The 13,804-nt window shown below is 61.9% G+C and carries 11 protein-coding genes; 3 read left to right on the top strand and 8 right to left on the bottom strand.

All coding sequences use genetic code 11. The annotated features are described in order from the left end of the window. Nucleotides 1-108: 108 nt before the first annotated feature. The 6 genes from AC0L2Y_RS26050 to AC0L2Y_RS26075 form a co-directional block, all read right to left on the bottom strand. A complete protein-coding gene (locus AC0L2Y_RS26050) occupies nucleotides 109-1,257 on the bottom strand; it encodes a Gfo/Idh/MocA family protein (RefSeq protein WP_473560457.1) in 1,149 nt (382 codons plus the stop codon). Nucleotides 1,258-1,269: 12 nt separating this feature from the next. Further along, nucleotides 1,270-2,016 carry a sugar phosphate isomerase/epimerase family protein gene (locus AC0L2Y_RS26055; RefSeq protein ID WP_473560459.1) on the bottom strand — a complete coding sequence of 249 codons (747 nt, stop codon included), beginning with the start codon at nucleotides 2,014-2,016 and terminating at the stop codon, nucleotides 1,270-1,272. A 106-nt stretch (nucleotides 2,017-2,122) separates the two neighbouring features. Next, nucleotides 2,123-3,253 carry an ABC transporter ATP-binding protein gene (locus AC0L2Y_RS26060; protein ID WP_473560461.1) on the bottom strand — a complete coding sequence of 377 codons (1,131 nt, stop codon included), beginning with the start codon at nucleotides 3,251-3,253 and terminating at the stop codon, nucleotides 2,123-2,125. Between the two features lie 5 nt (nucleotides 3,254-3,258). Continuing rightward, entirely contained in the window at nucleotides 3,259-4,194 is a 936-nt protein-coding gene (locus AC0L2Y_RS26065; RefSeq protein WP_473560463.1) for a carbohydrate ABC transporter permease, read from the bottom strand. Then, on the bottom strand, nucleotides 4,187-5,080 hold the full coding sequence (locus AC0L2Y_RS26070) for a carbohydrate ABC transporter permease (protein ID WP_352910556.1): 894 nt from the start codon (nucleotides 5,078-5,080) through the stop codon (nucleotides 4,187-4,189). Before AC0L2Y_RS26070 ends, AC0L2Y_RS26065 begins: the two co-directional genes overlap by 8 nt. A gap of 107 nt (nucleotides 5,081-5,187) precedes the next feature. After that, on the bottom strand, nucleotides 5,188-6,426 hold the full coding sequence (locus AC0L2Y_RS26075) for an ABC transporter substrate-binding protein (RefSeq protein WP_473560464.1): 1,239 nt from the start codon (nucleotides 6,424-6,426) through the stop codon (nucleotides 5,188-5,190). A 393-nt stretch (nucleotides 6,427-6,819) separates the two neighbouring features. Between AC0L2Y_RS26075 and AC0L2Y_RS26080 the strand changes: the two genes are divergently transcribed. The 3 genes from AC0L2Y_RS26080 (at nucleotide 6,820) to AC0L2Y_RS26090 (ending at nucleotide 11,735) form a co-directional block, all read left to right on the top strand. Beyond that, on the top strand, nucleotides 6,820-7,890 hold the full coding sequence (locus AC0L2Y_RS26080) for a LacI family transcriptional regulator (protein WP_473560465.1): 1,071 nt from the start codon (nucleotides 6,820-6,822) through the stop codon (nucleotides 7,888-7,890). Between the two features lie 323 nt (nucleotides 7,891-8,213). Further along, nucleotides 8,214-9,212 carry an AAA family ATPase gene (locus AC0L2Y_RS26085; protein WP_473560466.1) on the top strand — a complete coding sequence of 333 codons (999 nt, stop codon included), beginning with the start codon at nucleotides 8,214-8,216 and terminating at the stop codon, nucleotides 9,210-9,212. Between the two features lie 6 nt (nucleotides 9,213-9,218). Further along, nucleotides 9,219-11,735 (top strand): S8 family peptidase, encoded by a 2,517-nt coding sequence (locus AC0L2Y_RS26090; protein ID WP_473560467.1) that lies wholly within the window; start codon nucleotides 9,219-9,221, stop codon nucleotides 11,733-11,735. Between the two features lie 223 nt (nucleotides 11,736-11,958). On the opposite strand, the gene AC0L2Y_RS26095 is transcribed toward AC0L2Y_RS26090, so the two are convergent. Beyond that, complete coding sequence (locus AC0L2Y_RS26095) at nucleotides 11,959-12,189, bottom strand: hypothetical protein (RefSeq protein ID WP_352935540.1); 231 nt, start codon at nucleotides 12,187-12,189, stop codon at nucleotides 11,959-11,961. Between the two features lie 187 nt (nucleotides 12,190-12,376). Further along, nucleotides 12,377-13,801, bottom strand: a complete 1,425-nt coding sequence (gndA, locus tag AC0L2Y_RS26100) for an NADP-dependent phosphogluconate dehydrogenase (RefSeq protein WP_473560469.1) — start codon at nucleotides 13,799-13,801, stop codon at nucleotides 12,377-12,379. Between the last annotated feature and the right edge of the window lie 3 nt (nucleotides 13,802-13,804).

The raw sequence follows: 13,804 nt of genomic DNA on the forward strand, positions 1-13,804 counted from the left end.
GAGCCCGACGGCTGCCGCCGCGACAGTGGGGCAGTCGAGCTTGCCACCCTTAGCCTCTCCCCGCGCAAACGGGGAGAGGCTTTTTGCGGTGCTTGGGAGGTGCGCCGCCTACTTGGTTTTCTTCTTCGCCAGCAGCTCCTTCGCCGCCTTGACGCCGAGTGCCGCGGGCCGCTCGCAGCTGGTCTGCATGGCGACGAACTTTCCCGTCTCGCCCGAGCGCAACAGGCCGGTCATGACGTCGACGGCATGCAGCGCCAGTTCCATCGAGCAGCGGTGCGGCCGGCCTTCCGCAATCGCGACCGCCATGTCGGCAAGGCCGGCGGTGCGGTAGTTGGCCATCATGCCTTGCGAATGCATCTCGTTGGGCACGCCGAACGGATGCGGCCATTTCGGCAGCTTCTTCACCGGCTTGGCAGCTTCGGTGTAGCGCACTTCGCCGCCGAAGAAGTTCGGATCCGGCACGAACACGGTGCCCGCCTCGCCATAGAGCTCCATCGGCGCGTGGCCGTGGCTCCAGACATCCCAGCTGGTGTTGAGCGTCACCACGGCGCCGTTCTCGAATTCCAGCACGCCGTGGATCGTCGTCGGCGTGGAGACCGGGATCTTTTCGCCGGCACGCGGCTTCGAGCTGATGATGCGTTCCGTCATCGGGATCGAAGCAAAGGCCGCGACCCGCTTCACCGGCCCGATCAGCTGGATCAGATTGGTGATGTAATAGGGTCCGATATCGAGCACCGGCCCGGCGCCCGGCTGGAAGAAGAAGTCCGGATTGGGGTGCCAGTGCTCCATGCCATGGCTCATCACATGACAGGTGCCGCTGGTGATCCTGCCGAGCCTGCCGGTGTCGATCAGGTCGCGGACAAGCTGGTGCGCGCCGCCGAGGAAGGTGTCGGGGGCAGAGCCGATGCGCAGCCCCTTGTTTTCCGCCCGTTTCTTCAGGTCGAGCCCTTCCTTGACCGACAGCACGAAGGGCTTCTCCGAATAGACGTGCTTGCCGGCGTCGAGGATCTGCTTCGACACCTCGTAATGCACCGCCGGAATGGTCAGGTTGACGATGATGTCGATATCGTCGGCCTTGAGCAGCCCCTCGACGGTCTCCGCGCGCAGCTTGAACTCTTTTGCCCGCGCTTTCGCCGCTTCCATGTTGATGTCGGCGCAGGCGCGCATCTCGATGCCGCGAAACAGCGGCGCCAGTGAGAAATACGCCTTCGAGATGTTGCCGCAGCCGATGACGCCGATCCCAAGTTTTGTTGCCATGCTAGTGTGCTCCTAATAGGTCTTGGCGGCTGCGATCGAGCGGCGGGCGAAGCGCTCGATGTCGTTGGGATTGTCCTGTTCCATGACGTAGTATTTTGCGGCGCTTTTGGCGCGCAGCGCCTTGATCAGGCCGGGCCAGTCGATAGTGCCGTGGCCGACGTCCGACCAGCCGTCCTCGTCGAGGCCCTCGCCCCGCTTGGCCAGGTCCTTGACATGGACGGCGACGATGCGCTTGCCGTGCTTCTCGATCCAGGGCAGCGGATCGACGCCGCCGCGCACCACCCAGGCGACGTCCATTTCCCAGCCGATGTCGGGCGCCGAGGACAGGATATGGTCCTGCGGCACCGAGCCGTCGGCGAGCGCCTTGAACTCGAAATCATGGTTGTGCCAGGCAAAGCCATAGCCGGCTTTCTTGGCCGTCTCGCCGACCTTGGCCAGGCGTTCGCCGAAGCCGCGCCAGCCGGCGACATCGGCCGGCCTGAACTCGGCGTTCAGGAAGGGGCAGATGAGCAGCGTGATGCCGAGCGCGTCGGCCGTCCTGCGCACGCCGTCGAAATCCTTCTCGAGCGCGTCGATCGAGAAATGCCCGGTCGGCATGGCGAGCCCGTTCTTGTCGAGCTCGGCACGGAACGCCTTGGGATCGTCATAGACACCGCCGAACCCTTCGACTTGGCTGTAACCAAGCTCGCCCAGCATTTTGAGCACGCCCTCCCAGGGCTGGAAATTGCGGGCGCTGTAAAGTTGGAATGACCAGTTCATCGTCTCTGTCCGTTTCTTGTGGATGGTTAGTTTTGGGGGGATGAGTAAGTCTTGGGGGATGAGGTCTTGGGGGGAATGGAAGAGTCTTGGGAGGCTAAATCATGCTCTAGAGGCGGTTGCCGGTGGCGGCGTCGAACAGCGAGGCGCGCATCGGGTCAAAACCGATGCCGACCGCCTCGGCGTTGTTTGGCGTACGCTCGGCTGTCACCCGTACCGTGAAATTCTGGCCGCCGAGCTTCAGCCAGACCAGCGTGTCGGAACCCATCGGCTCGACGACCTCGACGTTTGCCGTGGCTGCAAACGGCCATCCCGTGCCGCTGTTGAACGCCACGTGCTCGGGGCGGATTCCGAACACGGCCGGCCCCGGCACCGGGTCCTTTTCGAAAGTATAGGTGGCAAGCGGTATCCGCACATCCTCGGCGACAAAGTGCCAGTCGCCTGCCGCCTGCTCCAGCCTGCCGTCGAGGAAGTTCATTGCCGGCGAGCCGAGGAAGCCGGCGACAAACCGGTTGACCGGCCGGTTATAGATGGTCTGCGGCGCATCGAGCTGCTGGATGACGCCGCCCTTCATCACCGCGATACGGTCGGCCAGCGTCATCGCCTCGATCTGGTCGTGGGTGACGTAGATCATGGTGTTCTCGAGCTTGCGATGCAGCAGCTTGATTTCGACGCGCAATTCCGCGCGCAGCTTGGCGTCGAGGTTGGAGAGCGGCTCGTCGAACAGGAAGACGTCGACGTCGCGCACAAGTGCGCGCCCGATCGCCACGCGCTGGCGCTGGCCGCCGGACAGGGCCGCCGGCTTGCGATGCAAGAGCGGTTCGATCTGCAGGATCTCGGCGGCCCGGGCGATGCGCTTGGCGATCTCGTCCTTGGCAAGACCGGCAACGCGCAGCCCGAACGACAGGTTCTTCTCCACCGTCATCTGCGGATAGAGCGCATAGGATTGGAACACCATGCCGATGCCGCGATCCTTGGGCTCTTCCCAGGTGACGTTCTTGCCCTTGATGAAGATGCGGCCTTCGGAAACGTCGAGCAGCCCGGCAATGCAGTTGAGCAGGGTCGACTTGCCGCAGCCGGACGGGCCGAGCAGCACGATGAACTCGCCTTCCGCGACATCGAGGTTGAGCGTCTGCAGCACCGATATCGCGCCGAAATTCAGCGACAGGTTCTGGATCGAGACGCTGGTGCCGTTTGCCCCCTTGCTGCCGTTTACCGCAATGCTGCCGTTTGCGTTCATCGCCATCATCCTTTCACCGCGCCGGCGGCGATGCCGCGCACAAACAATTTTCCGGACAGGAAATAGACGATCAGCGGCACAAGGCCGGTCAGGATGGTGGCTGCCATGTTGACGTTGTATTCCTTCACGCCTTGCACCGAGTTGACGATGTTGTTGAGCTGCACCGTCATCGGATAGGTGTCGGGGCGGGTGTAGACGACGCCGAACAGGAAGTCGTTCCAGATGCCGGTCACCTGCAGGATGATGGCGACGACGAAGATCGGCAGCGACATCGGCAGCATGATGCGGAAGTAAATGCCCCAGAAACCGGCGCCGTCGACACGCGCTGCCCGGAACAGCTCCTCCGGCATGGAGGTAAAGTAGTTGCGGAACAACAGTGTGAGGATCGGCATGCCGAAGATGGAATGGACGATCACCAGGCCGCTGAGGCTGCCGTAGAGACCGACCTCGCGCAGGATGATGACGATCGGATAGATCATCACCTGATAGGGGATGAAGGCGCCGACGATCAGGATGATGAAGAAGGTGTCGGCGCCTTTGAAGCGCCAGTTGGCAAGCGCATAACCGTTCACCGAGGCGAGCGCGATCGACAGGATCACCGACGGGATGGTGATGCGCACCGAATTCCAGAAGCCACGCGACAGCCCGTCGCAGTTGAGCCCGGTGCAGGCGCTCGACCAGGCCTTGACCCAGGGCTCGAAGGTGATCTCCATCGGCGGCGAGAAGATGTTGCCGAGGCGTATCTCGGGCATGCCTTTGAGCGATGTCACCACCATCACGTAGAGCGGCAAAAGATAGTAGAGCGCGACCACGATCAGCGTGCCGTAGAGGAAGATGTTGCGGCGCGAGAACGTGTGGCGCGGCTTCGGTCCGCTCGGCCCGTAGGCTTCGAGCCCGCCGGTGCCGGCAATGGCAGGCAATGAAACGGCTTGGTCAGACACGCTTCTTGCCTCCGAACTCGAGATAGGCCCACGGCACGATGACGATGATCACCGACAGCAGCATCATCGTCGAGGCGGCGAACCCCTGCCCGAGGTTCTGGGCGAAGAACATATAATCATAGACATATTTGGCCGGGACTTCGGAGGCGATGCCGGGCCCGCCGCTGGTCTGGGCGACGACAAGGTCGTAGACGCGAACGATGTTGGAGGCGACGATGACGAGCGTGGTGATGAAGACCGGTCGCATCATCGGTATGATGATGAACAGATAGGTCTTCCAGGTCGGTATCCCGTCGACCCGCGCGGCTTTCCAGATATCCTCGTCGATGCCGCGCAGGCCGGCCAGCATCAGGCACATGATGAGCCCGGTGCCTTGCCAGAGAGCGGCGATCAATATGCCGTAGATGACGATGCTGGAATCATAGAGCGGATTGAAGCTGAAACTCGTCCAGCCGAGGCTGCGCACCACGCCCTGGACACCGAATTCCGGGTTGAGCAGCCACTGCCAGACGAGACCGGTGACGATGAAGGACAGGGCGAAGGGATAGAGGAAAATGGTCCGGAACGTGTCCTCGAACCGGATCTTCTGGTCGAGCAGGGCAGCAAGCAGGAAGCCGATGACCAGCGAGAACACCAGCGACAGCACGCCGTAGATCAGCAGGTTCTCGATCGAGATCAGCCAGCGCGGGGTTGCCCACAGCCGGTAGTACTGGTCGAGCCCGACGAAGTGCAGCCGCGGCAGCAGCTTGGAATTTGTGAAGGAATACAGCACCGTCCAGACGGTGCCGCCGACAAAAATCACCAGCGCGGTGAAGATCATTGGGATCGAGGCGATTTTCGCATTGAGGTTGCGAAAGAGTTGGCTAGGGCGTTCGCTCTTGCTCATCTGCACAGCCGCGCTGGATCGGGTAAGGGCCGGAGGGTCAAGAGGTCTTGACCCGAGCTCCCGACCCTGCGCTCGCAGGGGCGGGAGTGAGGCGGTTGGTCGATCGCTCAATCGGCCGAACCGACGATGGCGGCGAAGCGCTTCTGCGCATCTTCCACGGTCATGTCCTGCTTGGCGAAGAACTCGGAGAACAGATCCTCCTTCTGCTTCTGCGTATCCTGCGAAAGCAGCTGGTCGGTCCAGGGCATGACATTGCCCTTGGCGAGAATTTCGAGACCCTTCTTCATGCAGTCGTTCGCCGCCTTGAGGTCAACGTCGCCGCGCACCGGCAGCGAACCCTTCTTGAGATTGAAGGCGACCTGCGTCTTGGGATCAAGCAGCGTGTGGGCCAGCACTTCTTGCGCCTTCGATTTTTCAGGATCTTTCAGCAGCGGGAAGTAGAAAGCGTCGCCGCCGGTGGCGATCATCTCGTTGAGACCGAGGCCCGGAAGGCAAGTATAGTCCTTGCCGGCGACCTGACCGGCAACCTGGAACTCGCCCTGCGCCCAGTCACCCATGATCTGGCCGCCGGCCTTGCCGGTGATGACCAGATTGGTGGCCTGGTTCCAGTCCTGCACATTGGTGTTCTTGGCCATCTTGCGGGCGTCGTCCGCGGCCTTGAAGACCTTGGCGACTTCGGGCCCGGCGGCGAATTCCGCGTCCTTGTCCTTGTAGACCTTGAGGAAGGCGTCGGTGCCGCCGACCGCCGCGAGCAGCACGTCGAACGCGCCGGAGGCTTGCCAGGGCTGGCCGCCGACCGCGAGCGGCTGGATGCCTGCTTTTTCAAGCGCGGGCGCCGCAGCGACATATTCATTCCAGTTCTTCGGCACCGGCACGCCGGCCTTTTCGAAGGCGGCGTTCGACAGCCACAGCCACTGCCAGGAGTGGATATTGACCGGCACGCAATAGATTTTGCCATCGAGGGTACAGCCGTCGAGCAGGCTCTTCGGGTGCACGATTTCCGTCCACTTTTCCTTGGTGGCGAGATCGGTGAGGTCGCGCATCAGCCCGGCCTGCACCAATTCTTCCGCCTGCCGGCCGTGATTGAACTGGGTCGCGCCCATCGGGTCGCCGCCGGTGATGCGGCTGATCATGATCGGCCGCGCCGTGCCGCCAGAGCCGGCGATAGCGCCGTCAACCCAATGATTGCCGGTTGCGTCGAAAGCCTTGGCGAGTTCGGCGACCGCTGCCGCCTCGCCGCCGGAGGTCCACCAATGGGTGACTTCCAGATCCGTCGCGGCCGCCGGGCCGGCAAATTGCAGCGCGACCGTCGCAGCCAGCGCAGCAGTCATGAGTTGGTATCGCATTTCGTTCCTCCCAGAATCTGAAACGTTACAGATTTTCGATACGGCAATTGCTTGAGGCGCGCAACCCCTCAGGCGAAGGTGGCATCAAGTTTTTTCGAAGCACGAATAAAATCGCTCGGCTCGCCGGCCTACCGCATCGCAACAACAGGGGTTGCACTGCAAAATGGAATGCTGCGACGCCAAAAAATCGGAAAAGCCCGTTCCAATCACGGTTTTGCGCCTATTGCAGCACCACTCGTTTTGCGCCTGTCACCAGTGATATGGCGATGGTCGTGACAATCTGTAACGTTTCAGTATATAGCGGTCTCATTCGGTGAAGGCCCGCGGCGAACCCGCGGCCGGCCGATTGCCGGCCTGTCCGGCAACTGGTATGCGCCTGACGGGGCGGGATGAATGAACAGGCATCAAAAAGAGAAGGCCGACGAAGCGTCGGGCCAGGGCCGGCCGACACTGAAGACGCTCGCCTTCATGACCGGGCTGGGCGTCACCACCGTGTCGCGTGCGCTGAAGGACGCGCCCGAGATCGGCGCCGAGACCAGGCGGCGTGTCCAGCTTGTCGCCAAGCAGATCGGTTATCGGCCCAACCGTGCCGGCGTACGCCTGCGCACCGGCAAGACCAATGTCATCAGCCTGGTGCTCAACACCGAGCACGAGATCATGAGCTTTGTCTCGGATATCATCTACGGCGTTTCCGAAGTCATTGCCGACACGCCCTATCATTTGATCGTGACGCCCTACTCGCGCTCGCAGGATCCGCTCGACCCGATCCGCTACCTCGTGGAAACCGGGTCAGCCGACGGCGTCATCATTTCGCGCACGCAGCCGAACGATCCGAGGGCCCGCTATATGCTGGAGCGCGGCATCCCCTTTGCCACGCATGGCCGCACCGATATGGGGCTGATCCATCCCTATCACGATTTCGACAATTACGCTTTCGCGGCCGAGGCAGTGCGCCATCTGGCCGGCCTCGGCCGCCGCCGGCTGGCGCTGCTGGCGCCGCCGGTCGAGCTGACCTATCACGGCCATACGCTCGCCGGCTTTGCCGATGCGCTGAGCGAGGTCGGCGCCAGCGAGATCCCGTTCAACACCGTTTCGATCGATCATTCGATCGAGCAGATCAGAATGCGGACGGCGCAGCTGATGCGCCGCGAAAACCGCCCGGACGGTTTCATCAGCAGCGCCGCCGCCGCGACGCTCGCCATCGTCGCCGGCATCGAGGACGCCGGCCTCAAGCTCGGCCGCGATGTCGATGTGGTATCCAAACAATCGTCGGAGCTTCTGCACCTGTTTCGCAGCGAATTGCTGGTCGTCAACGAGAACTTCCGGCTGGCCGGCGCCGAACTCGCCCGCTCGGTGCTGGGCTGGATCGGCGGCGCCGCACCCGGCACCCTGCAAAGCCTGAGCGAACCGGGCGAAGTCCAGGCCTATCGCCGCCCCGACCAGAGCGGGATACGTTCAGATTGAACTGGGCTCCATCTGTTTGTCTTAGCCGCATTTCTGCGACGCCAAGTGATTCCACTTGGCGCAAAATGCGCGCTACTGACTGGCAACCTTGGGGCCGGTAGCGGATTGGCCGCTTTCTGGCTCCGGACATTCAAAAGCGGACGAATGACGGGCCGGTCCCGGTGCATTCTCCGCGTAGAATATGCGTGGTATCGATTAAATTGCTGTGGGCGATCGGTTCGCTGCCACAGTTGACCTTTTGTTTCAGCTATTCCGATATAGGATTGCATGAAGCTGGGGATTGCTCAGCCAGTGACTGCAACGAACCTTGAAAGCTCAAAGCGTTGTCCAACGCCAAGCAAATACTAGCTATGCTACGAAGCCGCGCCGAGGGCGACGACGAGCAGTTCTATTCGATCGCGTTGCAGGTGGCAGCCTCTGAGGCACGGCAGGGTCACCGCTCAAGCGCGGAGGCGCTTCGCGCCGCCGTCGAAACCGCACGGAAATCGCGCAGGGAATCGCCCGTCGCCATTCAGTTCGCCAAGCCGCGCGGCGAATTGGACGGGCTGATCGAGCATCGAGAACCCCGCTACACCCTCAACGATGTGGTGCTGGACGAGACGTTTCGCGCACGTCTTGATGAATTGGTGCGCGAGCAGCAGAAGCGAAGCTGGCTTCGCGAACATGGCAAGACACCGAACCGTCGTGCCCTGTTCGTCGGCCCGCCCGGCTCTGGCAAGACTATGACCGCCGAGGCGCTGGCAGGCAAACTTCTCCTTCCGCTTTTCGTCATCCGGCTGGAAGGCCTAATAACGCGGTTCATGGGTGAGACCGCCGCGAAGCTACGGCTTGTCTTTGACGAAACCGCAAAGCGGAGGGGCGTCTATCTTTTCGATGAATTCGATGCGGTAGGTGGAAGGCGCAATGCCACCAATGACGTGGCGGAAATGCGCCGTGTCCTGAATTCCTTCCTCCAATACATGGAGGAAGAGAACTCCACCGACAGCCTTGTTATCGGTGCGACGAACCATCCCAATTTGCTCGACAATGCGCTATTGCGGCGTTTCGATCTTGTGCTGGCCTTCGAGATGCCCTCGCAAGCTCAGGTCAAGCAAATTGTTCTCGCCGCCCTGCGCCCATTCAAGGCACCCCGTCTCGCATGGAAAACCCTGTTCAACGCCGCAGAAGGATTGAGCCAGGCCGAGATTACCCGTGCGACAGAGGATGCCGTGAAATCGGCGATCCTCCGTGAATCCGATACCGTCACCTCGGATCAACTCGTCCGGCGGCTGACCGAACGGCGCGCCATGCAGGAGGCTTTCTCCAACCCGAAACCCGGCTAATCCGATATGCCTGATTTCGTCCTGCCCCATCTCGATATTTCCGATCGCCGTCAGCCGAGCCTCTACAAGGCACCCCCGCGCAATATGGGCGGCGGAAGCGCACCGCGCATCCGCGAACAGCATGGCGCAATGCTGCTTGGGCAATTGCGCGCCGCCTTTCAGGAAGTTGTTGAAGCGCCGCCGCCCGACGAGCGTTTTGAACGATCCGAGGGCGCATACTACGAAGTGGAGTTGCGGAAAGGCTCCGACCCCGAGGACCTCGACAAGAGCCGATCCGGTATCCTGTCCGGTGCGGCGAAGCGGGACGCCGGGACGGAAGTGATGACCGCCATCCTGTTCGTGCCGGACGAATCCTTGCCAGTTCTGGAAACGATACTGGAGGACTATCGTGCGGGACCGCTGACCGCGAAGGAAAAGCCGCAACATAAATCCTATGTCGAACCGATCGAAGCGATCCGGCGTGCACGCCTGTTCTCTTTCTGGACCGACAAGCCCGCTGCGCTCCCCGACGATCCGCAGGCGCAGATCTGGTGGGAAGTCTGGTGTATGCGGGGATTTGAAGGCGAGGTGCTTCAGGTGTTGCAGCAGCTCGAATGCCAGATCGCAGATGAACACTATCACCTCACCTTCCCCGAGACTGTTGTCGTGCCGATCTTCGCCCGCCGTGCGGATATTGAAGTAGTGTTGTTTGCCTGCAAAGGCATTACCGAGCTTCGACGCGGTTCCGACACGCCCTCCTTCTTCATGGAGGGCGAGCGCGAGAACCAGCATGATTGGGCAGGTGATCTGGCGGAGCGGATTGTATGGCCCGGCGCTGACGCTCCTCGCGTCTGCCTGCTGGATACCGGCGTCAATCGCGCGCACGTCCTGATCGAACCAGCTTTGGCCGAGGGTGATTTGCTCACCGCCAATCCCGATTGGGTGCCAACCGACAATCAGGCAGTCAGCCACGGCACCGAAATGGCTGGGCTTGCGTTGCACGGCGACCTGTTCGTGGCCCTCCAGGATCAGGGCGAAAGGCCGCTCCGCCATCGATTGGAATCGGTGCGCATCATGCCCGCCGATGGTTTCTCGCCGAATGAGCCGGCGAGATTGGGCACGATCACGTCCACTGCCGTGGCCCTTGCCGAAATCGAGAACCCGGGTTCCGATCGCGTGTTCTGCATGGCCATCACTAACGAAGATGTATCTGGCGAACGCGGCACGAGTTGGAGCGCATCCGTCGATCGCGCCGCAATCGGCAAAATGGAAGGTGATGACGCGAACGCCCCGCGCCGCCTGTTCTTCATCTCCGCCGGAAATGTGCCTGCCGTGATGAATTTCGCCGATCTCCAGCCGCTCCACAACTATCCTATCGAAGACCCGGCACAGGCCTGGAATGCGCTGACAGTCGGCGGATACACGGAAAAGCAGATCATTGATGACGACGGGCTGGACGGCTACCAGCCGATGGCCCCGATGGGCGATCTAAGTCCCTATTCTCGCAACTCGCTTATCTGGATGCAGGGCAAGACGCCGGTCAAGCCCGAAATCGTCATGGAAGCGGGCAACCGTGCCCGATCAGCAAATGGCCAGAGCCTTGTATCCTGCCCCTCTCTGGAACTTCTGACGACGGGCAGTGAAGCGGATCGCCTGCCGATCGTGAATTTCGCCGCCACCAGCGCGGCTACGGCGCTTGCATCTCGTCTTGCCGCCCGACTGAAAGCCGATCATCCCGACCACTGGCCGGAAACCATCCGCGCGTTGATGGTGCATAGCGCCGAATGGACGGAGCCGATGTGGCAGCGACTTCAAGCGACCGGAAGCCTCCGCGAGAAGCAGCGCCTCGCGCGTTGCTTTGGCTATGGCGTGCCGTCCTACCAGCGCGCAACGGCGTCGGCCAAAGAGCATCTGGCGCTTGTCGTGCAACAGACCATCCAGCCCTACAAGAAGAAGGTGACGATCAAGGATGGCAAGAAGCAATACAGTGTCGGCTTCAACGAATGCCACTACTACCCACTGCCGTGGCCAAAGGCGCTTCTGGAACAATACGCCGACAATGACTTCATCGTGAAGGTGACGCTCTCGTATTTCACTGAACCTAATCCGGGCCGTGCGGCAGCCATAGACCCTCAAAAGTATCAGTCTTTCGGTCTGCGATTTGACCTCAAGCGATCGCAGGAAACGGAGATTCAGTTTCGGACCGGCATCAACGCTGAAGAGGTCCAGCCGCCCGGGTTGGCTGCGGCAGGACGTCCGAACGATTCCGGGTGGGAGTTTGGTCCGAGCAGCATATCTGCCGGGTCGATCCATTGTGACCAATGGACAGGCAGCGGCGCGAGATTGGCATCGCGAGACCTGATCTGCGTCAAGCCTGTCTCCGGCTGGTGGAAGGAGCGAAACAAAGCGGAAGTTTGCGAGCAGCTTGCTCGCTATGCGCTGGTGGTAACGCTTGCGTCGCCGGAAGTGGAGGTCGATCTCTATACCCCAATTATGACCGAGATCGTTCCCCAAATTCCTATTGAGATCCCTAGCGTCGAGTGACCGCAACGTAGGGCCAGCGGATGCCGCTGACCGCGGAGCGCAATATCGCCTTCTGGCGCAACTGCTGCCTCCAGCGGGGTCGCTGACGATGACTGCTTCCAGGAATTGGCAAAGCTGATCTCTATGACCGCGATTAGGCGCAGTCCCGACGTCCAACTTGCGAACCGCTGGATCGGCCGAGAAATCCCAACGGCGCGCTGGAGATCACCCGCGCGCGGCTCTACTAGTCCGAAAACCTCACGCTCACGCCGCGCTGCCGAAAATAGGCCTGCATCAACTTGCGCCCCGAGCGGTTGTTCTGCGCCAACTTGGTCGGATCGAACACCGCCTGTTTTATCCCTTCTCGTATCAGCGCCGCTTTGAGCGTCGCGATATGTGCGTCGATGTCGGCATTGTCCGCCCGCAGCGAGGCATAGATATTTTCGGTTGCCTGGGCCACGGTCGGTTCGCTCACAGGTGTCGTCCTTTGGTTGGTTGAGCGGCGGCTTACCACAGATTCGCGGCTCCGCCGATACCGATGAGACCGTCAATCGTCTCTTCCGGCATAGCAGGTTCCTGGCGCGACCCGACACCCAGTTGGTCGCTGGAGATATCTGCTTTCTGGCAACCGCAAAATTGGACTCTACGTCCAAGTTCAGGCGCTAACCCGCCGCGCCACTCCCCCAAGGCCCATGAAACGCGCCCTGCCCATCGATGCGCTCGAAGCCGTGCGCGCCGAAGAAATCGCGTTGCGCCTGGATCAGGTTCGAAGTGCCGCGGCCCTGCCGGTAACTGTCGAAATAGGCAAGTGCGGATGACAGGGCCGGCACCGGCGAGCCGGCTTCGGCCGCCCTTGCCACGACACGGCGAAGCGACGGATGTGCCTCCTGCATCAATGAAACGAAAGCCGGCGCCATCAACAGGTTGGTGGCTGCGCCGCCGGCGCCGAAGGCCTCCGCCATCGTATCCAGCAATTGCGAGCGGATGATGCAGCCGGCCCGCCAGATCTTGGCGATCACCGGCATCGGCAGGTTCCAGTTGAATTCCTTCGACGCGCCGCTCATCACCGCGAAGCCCTGCGCGTAAGCGGCGATCTTGCCGGCAAACAGCGCCAGCTCGAGGTCGCCGAGCAGGGCGTCCCTGTCTCCGGAAATCTTGCTCACGCCGCCGCCATAGACCTTTTCGGCGGCAAGCCGCTCGTCCTTGATCGACGACAGCACGCGTGCCGCCACAGCCGCCTCGATCGCGGTGGCCGGGATACCGAGCTGCTGCGCCTCGATCACCGACCATTTGCCGGTGCCTTTCTGGCCGGCGCGGTCGAGGATGATGTCGACCACCGGTTTGCCGGTCTTGGGATCGTCGGCGGCCAGCACCTTGGCGGTGATCTCGATCAGGTACGAATTGAGCCGGCCCGTGTTCCACTGGGAAAACACCTCGGCGATTTCTTTCGGCCCCATGCCGAGCCCGTCGCGCAATATGCCGTAGATCTCGGCGATCATCTGCATGTCGGCATACTCGATGCCGTTGTGGATGGTCTTGACGAAATGGCCGGCGCCGTCGGTGCCAAGCCACGCCGCGCAAGGCTCGCCCTTGAATTTGGCCGAGATCGCGGTCAGCACCTTTTCGACGCGCTTCCAGGACTCTTCGGTGCCGCCGACCATGATCGAGGGACCGTGGCGAGCGCCCTCCTCGCCGCCCGACACGCCCATGCCGATGAAGGTCAGGCCCGAATCGGTAAGCTCCGAGAAGCGCCGCATCGTATCGCGGAAATTGGCGTTGCCGGCGTCGATGACGATGTCGTTGGCCGACAGCACGCCACGCAATGCCGCGATCTGCTCGTCGACCGGCTTGCCGGCCAGCACCATGATGACGATCGGCCGCGGCGGCCGGATCGCGGCGGCCAGTTCCTCGAGGCTGTAGCAAGGCACCACCCTATCCCTGAGCGCGCCGGCATTTTCGACAAAGGCATCGGTGCGCGCCGCCGTGCGGTTGAAGACGGCGATGCGGTGCCCCTTCTCGGCGATGTTGAGCGCCAGGTTGGAGCCCATCGTGCCAAGGCCGATCAGGCCGATTTCGGCTTTTTCCATTGT

Source organism: Mesorhizobium sp. WSM4830 (assembly GCF_055811495.1).